This is a genomic window from Fundidesulfovibrio magnetotacticus (assembly GCF_013019105.1).
GTDB classification, from domain to species: domain Bacteria; phylum Desulfobacterota; class Desulfovibrionia; order Desulfovibrionales; family Desulfovibrionaceae; genus Fundidesulfovibrio; species Fundidesulfovibrio magnetotacticus.
On record NZ_BLTE01000017.1, the window covers coordinates 52,920 to 63,853 of the forward strand.

Annotated in this window: 18 protein-coding genes; 1 reads left to right on the top strand and 17 read right to left on the bottom strand. The window is 67.1% G+C overall.

All coding sequences use genetic code 11. From position 1 onward, the window contains the following. Window positions 1-30: 30 nt before the first annotated feature. Entirely contained in the window at window positions 31-312 is a 282-nt protein-coding gene (locus tag NNJEOMEG_RS16570; RefSeq protein ID WP_173086453.1) for a hypothetical protein, read from the top strand. On the opposite strand, the gene NNJEOMEG_RS16575 is transcribed toward NNJEOMEG_RS16570, so the two are convergent. The 17 genes from NNJEOMEG_RS16575 to NNJEOMEG_RS16655 form a co-directional block, all read right to left on the bottom strand. Further along, on the bottom strand, window positions 309-515 hold the full coding sequence (locus NNJEOMEG_RS16575) for a hypothetical protein (protein WP_173086454.1): 207 nt from the start codon (window positions 513-515) through the stop codon (window positions 309-311). The genes NNJEOMEG_RS16570 and NNJEOMEG_RS16575 overlap by 4 nt on opposite strands. A gap of 89 nt (window positions 516-604) precedes the next feature. Continuing rightward, window positions 605-1,027 (bottom strand): hypothetical protein, encoded by a 423-nt coding sequence (locus NNJEOMEG_RS16580; protein ID WP_173086455.1) that lies wholly within the window; start codon window positions 1,025-1,027, stop codon window positions 605-607. Between the two features lie 24 nt (window positions 1,028-1,051). Beyond that, window positions 1,052-1,504: a phage tail tube protein gene (locus NNJEOMEG_RS16585; protein ID WP_173086456.1), complete on the bottom strand. Its 453-nt coding sequence runs from the start codon at window positions 1,502-1,504 to the stop codon at window positions 1,052-1,054. A 12-nt stretch (window positions 1,505-1,516) separates the two neighbouring features. Continuing rightward, window positions 1,517-1,888 (bottom strand): hypothetical protein, encoded by a 372-nt coding sequence (locus tag NNJEOMEG_RS16590; protein ID WP_173086457.1) that lies wholly within the window; start codon window positions 1,886-1,888, stop codon window positions 1,517-1,519. Next, complete coding sequence (locus tag NNJEOMEG_RS16595; RefSeq protein ID WP_173086459.1) at window positions 1,885-2,487, bottom strand: hypothetical protein; 603 nt, start codon at window positions 2,485-2,487, stop codon at window positions 1,885-1,887. The genes NNJEOMEG_RS16590 and NNJEOMEG_RS16595 overlap by 4 nt, the downstream gene beginning before the upstream one ends. Next, window positions 2,484-3,113: a head-tail adaptor protein gene (locus NNJEOMEG_RS16600; RefSeq protein ID WP_173086461.1), complete on the bottom strand. Its 630-nt coding sequence runs from the start codon at window positions 3,111-3,113 to the stop codon at window positions 2,484-2,486. The genes NNJEOMEG_RS16595 and NNJEOMEG_RS16600 overlap by 4 nt, the downstream gene beginning before the upstream one ends. Before the next feature lie 8 nt (window positions 3,114-3,121). After that, entirely contained in the window at window positions 3,122-3,523 is a 402-nt protein-coding gene (locus NNJEOMEG_RS16605) for a hypothetical protein (protein WP_173086463.1), read from the bottom strand. Beyond that, entirely contained in the window at window positions 3,520-4,005 is a 486-nt protein-coding gene (locus tag NNJEOMEG_RS16610) for a hypothetical protein (RefSeq protein WP_173086465.1), read from the bottom strand. Before NNJEOMEG_RS16610 ends, NNJEOMEG_RS16605 begins: the two co-directional genes overlap by 4 nt. 10 nt (window positions 4,006-4,015) lie before the next feature. Then, window positions 4,016-4,654, bottom strand: a complete 639-nt coding sequence (locus tag NNJEOMEG_RS16615) for a glycoside hydrolase family 108 protein (RefSeq protein WP_173086467.1) — start codon at window positions 4,652-4,654, stop codon at window positions 4,016-4,018. Beyond that, a complete protein-coding gene (locus NNJEOMEG_RS16620) occupies window positions 4,651-4,953 on the bottom strand; it encodes a hypothetical protein (protein ID WP_173086469.1) in 303 nt (100 codons plus the stop codon). Before NNJEOMEG_RS16620 ends, NNJEOMEG_RS16615 begins: the two co-directional genes overlap by 4 nt. Before the next feature lie 17 nt (window positions 4,954-4,970). After that, on the bottom strand, window positions 4,971-5,924 hold the full coding sequence (locus NNJEOMEG_RS16625) for a hypothetical protein (RefSeq protein WP_173086471.1): 954 nt from the start codon (window positions 5,922-5,924) through the stop codon (window positions 4,971-4,973). 26 nt (window positions 5,925-5,950) lie between these two features. Next, window positions 5,951-6,325: a capsid cement protein gene (locus tag NNJEOMEG_RS16630; protein WP_173086473.1), complete on the bottom strand. Its 375-nt coding sequence runs from the start codon at window positions 6,323-6,325 to the stop codon at window positions 5,951-5,953. Next, complete coding sequence (sppA, locus tag NNJEOMEG_RS16635; RefSeq protein ID WP_173086475.1) at window positions 6,325-7,689, bottom strand: signal peptide peptidase SppA; 1,365 nt, start codon at window positions 7,687-7,689, stop codon at window positions 6,325-6,327. The genes NNJEOMEG_RS16630 and sppA overlap by 1 nt, the downstream gene beginning before the upstream one ends. Continuing rightward, window positions 7,686-9,293: a phage portal protein gene (locus NNJEOMEG_RS16640; protein WP_235957012.1), complete on the bottom strand. Its 1,608-nt coding sequence runs from the start codon at window positions 9,291-9,293 to the stop codon at window positions 7,686-7,688. The genes sppA and NNJEOMEG_RS16640 overlap by 4 nt, the downstream gene beginning before the upstream one ends. Then, the gene (locus tag NNJEOMEG_RS16645; protein WP_173086477.1) at window positions 9,293-9,529 is read right to left on the bottom strand and encodes a DUF6148 family protein; all 237 of its coding nucleotides are present in this window, start codon (window positions 9,527-9,529) and stop codon (window positions 9,293-9,295) included. The genes NNJEOMEG_RS16640 and NNJEOMEG_RS16645 overlap by 1 nt, the downstream gene beginning before the upstream one ends. Window positions 9,530-9,802: 273 nt before the next feature. Beyond that, window positions 9,803-10,633: a hypothetical protein gene (locus tag NNJEOMEG_RS16650; protein WP_173086479.1), complete on the bottom strand. Its 831-nt coding sequence runs from the start codon at window positions 10,631-10,633 to the stop codon at window positions 9,803-9,805. A gap of 40 nt (window positions 10,634-10,673) precedes the next feature. Then, on the bottom strand, window positions 10,674-10,928 hold the full coding sequence (locus tag NNJEOMEG_RS16655) for a helix-turn-helix domain-containing protein (protein ID WP_173086481.1): 255 nt from the start codon (window positions 10,926-10,928) through the stop codon (window positions 10,674-10,676). Window positions 10,929-10,934: the final 6 nt, after the last annotated feature.

Consider the following 10,934-nt stretch of genomic DNA (forward strand, 5'->3'; position numbering starts at 1 on the left):
GCGTCCGATACGATCACGGAGGGTTCGACCATGAGCAAGGTTCTCAAGGCGCTCTGGGCGGTGCTGCTGGCGGTCTGGTTCCTCACCGGATTCCTCCTGGCGGCCGGATTCGTCTCCGCTTCGCCCTCGTTCCCGTTCGCCCTGCTGGTCGGCCAGGCCGCGCTCTGGTGCCTGCCGCTCGCCCTGGTCTGGACAGCGTGGCTCCTGCTGGCCCGGGTGATCCGCCTCGTGCGCGCCCAGGGTCCGGACGTGGCCCGGGGGGCCGGGAAGGCCGCCATCCTGGCAGCCAAGGCCCTGGGCCGTCTGGACTAGTCCCCGGCCTGCTCGTTCATCTCCGCGATGCGCTCCCCGGCCAGGGCCAGCACCTTCTCGAAGCAGTCCACGGCGTCGCGCACCCGGAAGAGGCGCATGGCCTCGTGCACGGCCAGGTGGTTGATGTCCACGGGCCGCCCCATCCCGGCGAAGATCAGCTGCCGCCTGCACGCCAGGTAGACCCTGGCTGCGTCCCGGTTCACCGGCCACAGGGGGGGCGTGCATGCCGTGCAGTCCGGCTCCTCCCCCCTGCGGCCGTGGATTTCCCGGCAATAGCCGCAGTCCGGCCGCTCTAGGAGGCGTCGGACGTGCTCGCGGAGTTTCCCAGCTCGCGCCCCGACTCCGCCCGGACCTTTTCGGCCAGGTCCCTGCGGCATTCGCCGATGAACGCCCCGAAGCCCTCCCAGTCGCGGGACACCCGGATCTTGTTCTTGTCCGTGCAGGAGAGCGGCTGGCCTTTTTCGTCGTGGAAGCCCTCCCAGTTGGACACGGCGGCCACGATGAACGCGTAGCGCCGGTCGCCCATGTTGGCGTTGGCCTCGTATTCGGGCTGGAGGGTGCCGTCCGGGGCCGCTTTCATGGTCTGGCGGAAGGGGCGCATCTTCTCCCGGATGTCGTCTTCCTCGCCGGGCGTGAGGTATTTGACCTCCACCCTGGCCCCGTCGGGGTCGCCCGGGACCGGGTACCAGACCGCCTTCTTGTCGATGAGTCGCATGCTGCCTCCTTGGGGTGGCCCGGGTTAGGGCCGGGTCTCGATGGTCTTCTTGCAGGGGCCGGAGCCGGAGAAGGTGGCGGAGATCTTGCCCACGCCCGCCTTGTCCACGCTGACGTCCAGGGCGGTGATGCGCACCCCGGCGTTGGCGTCGGACACGGTGTCCGGCTCGAAGAACACGACCTCGCCGGTGGCCTGGTGCTTGAGGTAGAACTTGATGTCCTGGATCAGCTGACCGGACTTGAAGGCCGCCTCCAGCACCGCCTGGCCGTCGGCGTCCTTGGGGTCGTAGTTGCCGTCCAGGGAGCCGGACCAGTTCATGATGCCCACGTCGCTCTTGCCCCAGCCGTCGCCGAAGGCCGAGGTGTCCACCTCGTTGGCCTTCATGGACACCTTCCAGGTGCCCAGCTCCATGATGATCTTCTCGGTGGCGCCGTCGCCCAGGGTCACGCGGGCGTTGCGGCCGGAATAGGTGGCCATGGGGTTCCCTCCTTACAGGGGTTGAAGTTGCACGGTGTAGGAGACCACGAAGCGCGCCGCGCCCTGGTCCGTCTCCCGATGCCAGGCCCCGCGCTCCATGCGCAGAAGCTCCAGGCCCTCCACGGGCATGGCGCAGTCGTCGAAGGTCCCGGTGAGCCGCTCGAACAGGTCCCAGCCCGCGTCGCGCGGCGCGTAGAGGTCCAGCTGGACGAAGGCCGTCCGGACGCCGGGACCGGAAAACGTGTAGTCCTGCATGGCCGCCGGGAGGTGGAACAGGCCGTAGGGCAGGGCTTGACCGTGGGGGGCCTCGCCGTCGAACAGCGGGCACTCCTGGGGCATGCACCCGGCCCAGCGGGCGGCCAGGGCGGAGACGAAGGCCCTCACCGGTCGCCCCAGCGCCGGGCCGTGACGTAGCGGGAAAGCTCCGCGGCCGCCCCGCCCGCGTGGGCGGCCTTTTCGCGCCAGGACCGGGCCTCGGCCATGTCGGCGATCCTGGCCCCGGCCCTGGTCCAGCCCTCGCGGCCGATCTTCGCGCCCTGGGCGCGCCCGTAGGCGGCCACGGACCGGGTGGCCAGCGCGCCGCCGTAGCGGTAGCCCACGGCCGCGCCCACGGCCGTGCCCACGGCGGCCCCGGCGTATTCGCCCACGGCCGCGCCGTAGGATTCGCCGAAGTCTCCGGCAAGGCGCATGATGGCCGGGCGGATGAACGGGCGCGGCGGGCGGTGCCCGACCTTGCGTCCGTCCACCACCACGTCGTGCCCCAGCTCGATGAAGCGCGCGGGCCTGGGCACGTGGACCACGGCCTCGTCCCGGTCGCGGTAGACGCGGATGCCCCTGGCCATCTTGCCCGTGCGCCCCTTGGGGGCGTTGCGGCGGATCGTTTCGGCCAGCTTGCGGGCAAGGCGCAGCACGTGCTCGGTGACGATGCCCCTGAGGTCCCGCAAGGCCTTGTCCTCGTAGAACTCCACGCGCACGTTGTTCACTGCGCCTCCCGGCCCAGGGTTTCCACGGCCTCCACCACCATCACCACGCCGCGCATGCCCAGGTCGTCCACGTGGCGCACGCCCATGGTGCGCTCGCCGACCTTGAGGCGGTGCCCCTGGGTGAGCCCCTGCCAGGCGGGGATGCGCACGCGCCAGACGGTCTCGGACCGTGTGGCCCCCTGCTCCTCGCTCTCGGAGCCGGAAAGCGCCCACACCTCGCCCTGCACCGTGGCCACGGTGGACCAGGCGGCGCGGGAGAAGCCGTCCGAACCCTGCACCGTGCCCCACGCCTGGATCTCCACGCCCACCTCCATGGCCGAGGCGATGAGACCCAGCACCCACATGCCGCCCTCGCGCAGCACCTGCTCCACCCGCCACGCCTGGCCTTCCTGCTCCACCCGGTCTCCCCAGGAGGGGGCCTGGGGCACCTCCGACGCCAGAAGGCGGCCCCAGGCCAGACGACAGAAGCCCTCGTCCCAGGCGCGGGAGAGGTTGGGGTCCAGGCCGCGCCAGGGCTCGCAGTCCTCCACGAAGGACCAGACGGCCGAAGGCTGCGCACCCTGGCGGGTGTAGAGGGCGGGGCCTCCGAACGCGGAGGCGAAGGCGCGGGGATCGTCGATCAGCACCGGGAGGCTCACCTGGTCAGGGACTGGACGGCCAGGGGCACGCCCACGCGAAGGGCGGTGTCGGCCAGACCGGTCAGAAGGAACCGGGCCGTGTCCCACGCCTCCTGCTTCTCGCGGGCGGCCGCGGCGTCGTAGGCGTCCACGGCGGAGCTGTAGTACTTGAGCGCCGGTCCGAGCCTTGCGTCGATTTCGGCCGCTCTGGAGGGGTTCGCGGCCTTCTCGGCCTCGACCTGGGCCACCACGGCGTCCTTGGACTCGCGCAGGAAGGTGATGCCGTACCGGTAGGCCTCGGCCTGCCGGGCAGCCTCCTCGGGCGCGGACGGGGAGGGGCCGGACGCGGCGCAGCCGGCCGACAGCGAGGCCGCGAGCAGGATGAGCGCGGCGAGGATGAAGAGGGGGGAGCGTTTCACTGGGGGCCTCCGGGCGTGGGATGGGGGTTGGCGGGGGGATCGACCGCCGTCTGGGCGGGAGGGGACAGGGTTTTGAGGGCCTCGGCCAGCATGGCCAGGGCGGCCGCGAGATCGCCCTGGCCGCGAACGGCAGGTTGCTCCCCGGCCGGGGGCTGCGCGACGGGCGGGCCGGGGTGCGCCGTGGGGGTGGAGGGCCTCTCCCACGGCGTGTCGGGAAGGATTTCCGTGCGCGACACGGAGGGATCGGGACGCTCCGGCGTCACAGAACCTCCGATGGGCTGGGCGGCCTTGATCCGGCCGATGAGCCCGGCCACGCCCCCGCCCACGGCGCACACCAGGCTCACCACCATGGCCTGCGTCTCTCCGTCGATCTCCACGCCCTTGCGGGACGCCAGGGCGGACGCCAGGGCAACCAGGGCGGCCACCACGGCCGACAGGCTGCCCATGGCGCCCGTGGACTTCCAGAGCGGTTTGGGGTTCATGCACATCCTCCTAGGCGGCCTGGGTGCGTTCCCAGGGTTTGTCTTCCATGCGCCACGGCCGCCCCGCGACGAACGCCTCCAGGGAGGCGACGCGGCGCATCCAGCCCTTGTGGTTGACGGTGTAGTCGGGGTCGCCCGTGGCGTTCAGGCGGTCGTAATGGGCCTTCCGGGCGGCGATCACCGCGCGGGCGAGGGCGTCCGGACCGCCCGGCAGACGGCAGGCGGCGCACAGGGCCGCGCGGGTCTTCTGCCCGAGCACGCCGTCCACCAGGAGAGGCGCGGGGGCCTCGCCCATGCCGTTGCAGGCGGCCTGCGCCCAGCGAACGGCGCTTCCGCGCCCGCAGTTGACGCCCGTGTCCAGCAGCACCGCGGCAAGGGGGGACGGCCAGGCCCCCACGTAGAGGGGCTGGCCGAAGTGCCGCCAGAAGAGGTCCAGGGCCTGCTCCCTGGTCATGGAGAAGACGTCCTTCCAGGTGACCGCCCCGTCGCCGTCCAGGTCGCCCTCCAGGACCGGCAGGCCCTTCAGGAAGCGCAGGGACACGCCGAACTTGGTGGCGCCGCCCTTGTCGTTCCTGCCGCCGGTGTAGGCGAGGCCCTCCCAATGCAGGACGAACTCCATGAGCCTGAGGAAGAAGTCGGGCAGGATCATTCGCCACCTCCCGCGGTCTTGTTCAGGATCTGCTCCTTCACGTCCGCCGGCATGTCCTTGTTGTGCACGATGAGCGCCCGGACCATCTGGAACAGGACGGCCGTCTTGCGGGACTGGTCCTCCCGGGACTTGTCGTGATCGTCCTGCAGGGCCTTGATGTCCGCGCAGACCCCGTTGCGGCGCTCCTGGCACTGCGCATGGCTCACGAACGCGTTTCGGGTGAGGATGTGCACGGCCACGCCCACCAGGATGGACGCGGCAATGGCCATCAGCGAGGATTCCAGCGGTGTGAACGTCACGGCACGGCTCCGTTGCGCTAGGCGGTGACGCCGGTCATCAGGTAGCCCGCGCCGGTGAACTGGATGCACTCGTCGGTGTGCTGGCGGGCGCGCACGATGTCGCTGCGGGTCTGCTCCTCGCGGTAGGTCTCGACCACGAGCATCTCCGGGGAGTCTTCCTCCCAGACGAAGGTGCGCCCGATGCTGGGCTCCTTGAGGTCCTGGCCGCCGTCGGAGACCACGCCCAGCATGGCCATGGCGGGGCTCCACACGGTCTGGACGTTCTTGGTCTTCTTCTTGGGGGCGTTGTTCTTCACGGCCCCGGCCGCGATGATCTTCTCCACGCCGAAGTAGGCCTTGAGCTGGGCCTCGGTGAGGTCGCCCCGGATGGCGTCGGGGTTGGAGTACTTCACGCGCTCGATGACCGAGTCGCACATGGACACGTGGCGCAGCACGGACTTGTCCAGGATGAGGGCGTTGGGCTCGATGCCGGTGGACATGCGCATGGCCTCGATGCCCGCGATCACGTCCGCCCGGGGATCGGCGTCGGCGTAGGAGTTCCAGGCGTGGGCCACGGCGTGCCCGGCGAAGGTGTTCGCGTTGAACACCTTGGCCGCGCAGCGGATTTCCATCTTGCGCAGGATGATGGAGATGGCCCGGTAGGTGGCCAGGAGTTCGGCGTCGAAGTAGTTGCGATAGAGCCTGGCCTCGGCGTCGTCGACCATCTCTTCGTAGCCGTTCTCGGAGCAGTTGTAGTCGTCGGACCCGAACTCCCAGTCGCCGCGGGCGTAGGCGCTGCGGGGGGCGCGCTCGGTATCCACAACATCGAGCAGGGCTTCGGCCGGGATCACCGGGTACTGGGCGGTCTTGAGCGGGGTGTAGAAGGGCGGCAGCACCAGCGGGGCGATGAAGCCCATGGAGGCGGCCTGCATGGAGTACTCGAAGGCCAGCGCCCCCAGGTCGGGGCGGAAGACGGCTTTGGTTCCGGGCATGGGTGTTCCTCCTCGTGCCGGTGCGGTTAGGTCAGGTTGTGGCCGTAGCCGTAGGGCAGCACTTCCACCACGCCGCCGTCGGCAACGGCGGTGAGGGCCAGGCCGACCAGGGTGCGGGCTCCGGCTCCGGAGTCCTTGGCCACCGTGCCGTTGGCCGCCGTCACCACCTGATCATTCACGGCCACAGCGCCGACGGCTTCGATCTCAACGGTGCCGGAGCCGTTGAGCAGGCGGACGGCGGCGGCCTCCCCGGCCGTGGCGACGGGGTATTCCAGCACGCCCAGGGGCTGCTCGCCCGGGTCGCAGTAGGCCAGTTCGCCACCGGCCAGGGTGACCATCCGCTTGGAGTCCAGGGCCGCGCCGGCCCTGAAGGCGCGGCGGGATTCGTTGACGTGCGCCATCACTTGCCTCCCTTCTGCTGCCTGGCGATCCAGGCTTTGTGGGCCTCGGGGTGTTCCTTGGCCGCCTTGGCCATGGCCTGGGCCTTGCTGGACCCCTTGTCCGTTTCCGCCTTCACCAGGGCCTCGAAGTCCTGCTCACCGGCCACGGGACCGGCCGCCGGATTGAGCGGGGCCTGGGTGACGCCCGCCAGGGCGCCCAGCATGGCCTGGGAGGCGGGCTTCCCGACCCCTGCGGCCGCCCCGGGGGCCATGAGCGCGCCCATGGCCTGCACCTGCCCGGCCGTGACGCCCGACTTGATGACCGAGGCCAGTTTGCCGCCCAGCTCGTCGCCCAACACGGCGTAGATGATGCCCAGGCAGCGCACCTGTTCGCGGGCGGCGGCGGCCTTGCGGGCCTTCTTCACGTCCTTTTCCTCGTCGCCGTCCTCGGCTTCGACGGGGTCCTTGTCAGTTTCGTCCTCGCCGTCCTTGTCCGGCTCCTGCTCCTCGACCGCCTGGTCCTTTTCCTCGTCGGTTTCGGCGGTCTTGCCCGCCCTGAGCTTGGTCAGGTCCATGTGCACCTCCTGCACGATTCGGTTGATGAACGCTTCGCGGCTCTCGATGCGGTCGATGAGCCCCAGCTCCAGGGCCTGGCGGCCCAGGAACAGCCTGCCGTCGGCCATGGCCAGGGCCGCCTCGCGGGAAACGCCGCGCCCGGCGGCGACGGCGTCCAGGAACAGCCCGTAGATTTCGTCCAGGCCTCCCTGGAGGTAGGCCCTGGACTCCTCGGAAAGCGGTTCGGACGCGTTGCCCATGGCCTTGAACCTCCCGGCCGTGAGGTAGGTGACGTCCACGCCCAGCTTCTCCTCGAACCCGGACCAGTCGTAATGGGTCATGATCACGCCGATGGAGCCCACATCCGAGGTGGCCAGGGCAGCGATCTCCCGGGCCTGGCAGCCCACCCAGTAGGCGGCGCTGCACATCATGCCGGAGACGTAGGCGTAGAGAGGCTTGAGGGACGCGACCTCGCGGACCGAGGACGCCAGCTCCTCGATGCCGTCCACGGTGCCGCCCGGCGAGTCCACGTCCAGCAGGATGGCCCGCACGAGGGGGTCGGCAGCGGCCTGCCGGAGCGCCCTGGCGATCTGGCGCATGGAGGCGAAGCCCCACCACCAGTCGCCGTCCTTGCAGAGCGGCCCGGCCATCTCCACGACGGCCAGGTCGCCCTGGCGCTCGTAGAGACGCTCCTCGGCCGCGTTGGAGCGCAGGGCGGCCAGCTGCGCCAGGGAGGCGGCGTCGGGCATGCCCTTGGCCTTCATGGCCCGGAACAGGCCGTCCAGGCGCTTGGGCTCCAAGGCCCACAAGGTCTGCGAGTGCACGGTCACTGGTCCTGCTCCTCCTGGTTCGCGTCTTCGCCGTCTCCGGGGACGGCCTCTTCCTCCGGCTCCTTGCCGAGGACCACCTTCACGCCGGAAACCGAGGGCTTGAGCCCGTGGCGCTCGTAGGTGCGGCGCTCGCGGGCGATGGTGCGGGCCATGGTCTCGGGATCCATCCCGCGCGAGTAGAGGATGCCGGTGAGCGACTCGGTGAGGTTGTCCAGGCCCATCTGCTCGGCCGCGCGCTCCTTCACGGGGTCGATCTGGCCGCGGGGCGGGCGGGTCCAGGAGGCCGCGCACCAGGCGGTGCGGGCTTCGTAGAAATCCGGCTTGCCCTCGGGCACGGCCAGGTAGCCGCGCAGCCAGGCCTCCTCCAGGACCATCTCCCAGACATGGCGCAGGTAGCCGCGCACGAACCAGTCCTGCAGGAGCGTGTAGAGCTTCCAGACCTCCAGCAGGGCGGCCCTGGCGCTGGAGTAGTTGGTCTTGCTGAAGTCCTTGGCCACGGTCTCGTAGGGCTGGCCGGTGGAGGCGGCCACGGCGCGCAGGATGCGGGTGTAGAAGGCGTCGAAGCTCTGGGGCGGCCTGGGGTTCGAGAGCAGGTGCGGCTTGTGCCCGGTCTGGCCCGTGACCATCAGCCCGGGCTTGATCTCCTGCGGATAAGGCTGGACCATGCCGGTCTTGGCCTTGCCGTCCAGCCCGATGCGGGAGCCCATGGCGTCGGTGGAGGCCTCCAGGAACACGGTGAACGAGGCCGCGATGACCGCGCCCACCAGCTCGGAGTCCACGTAGGCGGACAAGTCCGCCAGCTGCTTCATGGCCGGGGAGAGGATGGTCTCGCCCCGGGGCTGCTCGGGCATTTTGCCGTGGCGGCGGTGGAAGCAGCCCCAGCGGTGGCCGGTCTTGCGGGGCACGCGGCGGAAGTCGCAGCTGGCGAGCCCGGCCAGGGGCCGGTTGTCCCTGGGCTCGGCGATCCAGTAGGCCTCGGGGCGGCCGTTGGCCCCCAGCTCCACGCCGCGCCGGATCAGGGGATTCCCGGCCATGTCGGAGGGGGTGCGCAGACGGGCCGGGTGCAGTCCCTGCAGGGCTAGGCCGAAGGCGCGGCCGGGTTCGTCCAGCCACACAGGCAGGCGCAGGAATTCGCCCGTCACGAACAGGGTGCGGGCATCCTGGTACTGCATGTCGTCGAAGTGGTCGGTGTCCGCAGCGTCCGCCTCGGCGCACCATACGTCCCAGGCCCTCTCCGCGCTCTCGGCGAAGGCGTCCGCCTCGTCGTCGGAGAGCCCCAGGACCGTCATGTCTGGCGCGGACTGGGGCTTGAGGCCCGGCCCGGCCACGTTCAGGGCCAGGGAGTCCACGCAGGACGCGGCGTGGCCGTCGCTGGCGACCAGGGATTCGGCGCGGGCCATGATCAGGTCGGCGTCGCGCTGGACCGTGTAGGCGTTCAGCCGGGAAGGCTGGAAGTTGGAGAGGGTGCCCTCGCGGCTCGCGGCCGTGCGGCGCACCGCCTCCACCACGCCGTCGATCCCGGCCATGGCCGCGCGGGCCTGGGCGCGGCGCAGCCCGTGCACCGGGGAGACGTAGCCGATGAAGGAGTCCAGCCAGTTGCCCATCAGGAGTACCTCCCGGGGATCAAGGAGGTGAAGGACGGGCTTCCGGACCCGGCGGCTTGGTCTTCCTTGGTGGGCTGCTTGTCCAGCCAGTCGAGGTGGGCCTGAATGGCGGGAAGGTCGGCCCGGCGCAGACGGCGGGTGCCGATGACGTATTCCTGGCCCTCAGCCACGGCGAGGAGCGCCGCCGTCCAGGCGTCGATCAGTTCCTGCTTCTTGGCTGCGGTGAAGATGGCCATGGCCGGAGGGCTAGCACACCCCTACCGGCCTCCTGGTGGACGCTGGAGACAATGGAGACAATGGAGACAGTTTGTTGGGTGGTTGAGAAGTCGAGGGAGTGGGCCGGGGATCAAAAACCGGCGCGGCTTCCCAGGCTGTGGTGGAGGACGCAAAATTGAAGGGTAATTTGCACACTCAAAAAGTTTCTGGCCGTACTCTCCACCCCCCAGATCAAGGGGAACTGCACAAAGCCAAGCGCCTACCCACTCTGTTGTTTCATTACAAAATACACTCTACTGGTTGAGCCAAACAATAAATGCTGACATTACGGAACGCAATTCCTGCATTACTACAGTGGACAAACCATTCAACTTACCAGTTTCAATATATTTTTCATACACTATTGTTGCGGCAACAGAAGCAACAAATCCTAGAAAAGCACCATACAACAGGTACAATATTTGCTTTGATTCGGTTCGAAGCCAGCGTTTAACGATGTCTGCGGCCGAATAATTTCCATACAAAACAGAAGACTTATTAATCTCTATTAAACATTTTTTTGCATACTTTATTATATCTTTATCTTTTATGTCTTGAACGCTTTTGAAATGCTTAAGAACAACCTCATCACCAGAAGACTTTCTTTCGCCCTTTGTCGTACACCTTTGTAAAATAAAAAAAACTTGTGCATTTTCTAATTGAGCTATTGAAAAATATCCACCAGATTCCGTTGTAGCGACGACACTTGTAGTTCTTCCATCTACCCTATGAACGTTACACACACCTATTGGATGGTGTCCTGTTCTCAGCGATATCGAATTTAAGTTAATGAAATAATTGCCGTTTGATGTAAATTGAAACTCCAGCGTATCGTCTATCCATAAATTTTCGTAATATTTGCCAGTCTTTGCCTGAACTATAATATCCTCAAACAGCATTTTTGCTCTAGTTCTCAGATAATGCCATTCCATCCTGTTGCTATAGACACGTCTGCTGTTTGACGTTGCGCATCTTGTCAAGCATGAAAAGAATTTACTAGATATGTTTATTTTACGTCCTGCGGTAATAATGTAGAAAAAGCAAAGCATGACAAATTCAATCGCAGCAACCTTGAGCGGATTCATAGCACTACACCACTTCCATTTACTTATAGATACACAACGCTCAATGCCTATCACCGCAAAGTGGAATCTCCATATCCTTCAAAACCATGTTGGCGCGCCGTTTGAGGTAGCGATTCACACTCCGCTCGGGCACCCTGATACCCTTCTTGTCCCCCAGGCGGATCACCTTCAACTCTCTGCGGTTGATGAGCTTATAGACGAAGCTACGGGAACAATTCAACCGCTCCTTCACCTCAGGAACGGTGAGGGGCTTTCCTTCGGCGGCGCGATCATACGGCAGATTCGTATTGCTCATGGCACT

Excerpts from the sequence above, each read along its gene's own strand:
- NNJEOMEG_RS16625 (WP_173086471.1), bottom strand. The coding sequence starts at position 5,924 with ATGCCCGGAACCAAAGCCGTCTTCCGCCCCGACCTGGGGGCGCTGGCC.
- NNJEOMEG_RS16645 (WP_173086477.1), bottom strand. The coding sequence starts at position 9,529 with ATGGCCATCTTCACCGCAGCCAAGAAGCAGGAACTGATCGACGCCTGG.
- NNJEOMEG_RS16570 (WP_173086453.1), top strand. The coding sequence starts at position 31 with ATGAGCAAGGTTCTCAAGGCGCTCTGGGCGGTGCTGCTGGCGGTCTGG.
- NNJEOMEG_RS16640 (WP_235957012.1), bottom strand. The coding sequence starts at position 9,293 with ATGGGCAACTGGCTGGACTCCTTCATCGGCTACGTCTCCCCGGTGCAC.
- NNJEOMEG_RS16655 (WP_173086481.1), bottom strand. The coding sequence starts at position 10,928 with ATGAGCAATACGAATCTGCCGTATGATCGCGCCGCCGAAGGAAAGCCC.
- NNJEOMEG_RS16650 (WP_173086479.1), bottom strand. The coding sequence starts at position 10,633 with ATGAATCCGCTCAAGGTTGCTGCGATTGAATTTGTCATGCTTTGCTTT.
- NNJEOMEG_RS16580 (WP_173086455.1), bottom strand. The coding sequence starts at position 1,027 with ATGCGACTCATCGACAAGAAGGCGGTCTGGTACCCGGTCCCGGGCGAC.
- NNJEOMEG_RS16585 (WP_173086456.1), bottom strand. The coding sequence starts at position 1,504 with ATGGCCACCTATTCCGGCCGCAACGCCCGCGTGACCCTGGGCGACGGC.
- NNJEOMEG_RS16630 (WP_173086473.1), bottom strand. The coding sequence starts at position 6,325 with ATGGCGCACGTCAACGAATCCCGCCGCGCCTTCAGGGCCGGCGCGGCC.
- NNJEOMEG_RS16610 (WP_173086465.1), bottom strand. The coding sequence starts at position 4,005 with ATGAACCCCAAACCGCTCTGGAAGTCCACGGGCGCCATGGGCAGCCTG.
- NNJEOMEG_RS16615 (WP_173086467.1), bottom strand. The coding sequence starts at position 4,654 with ATGATCCTGCCCGACTTCTTCCTCAGGCTCATGGAGTTCGTCCTGCAT.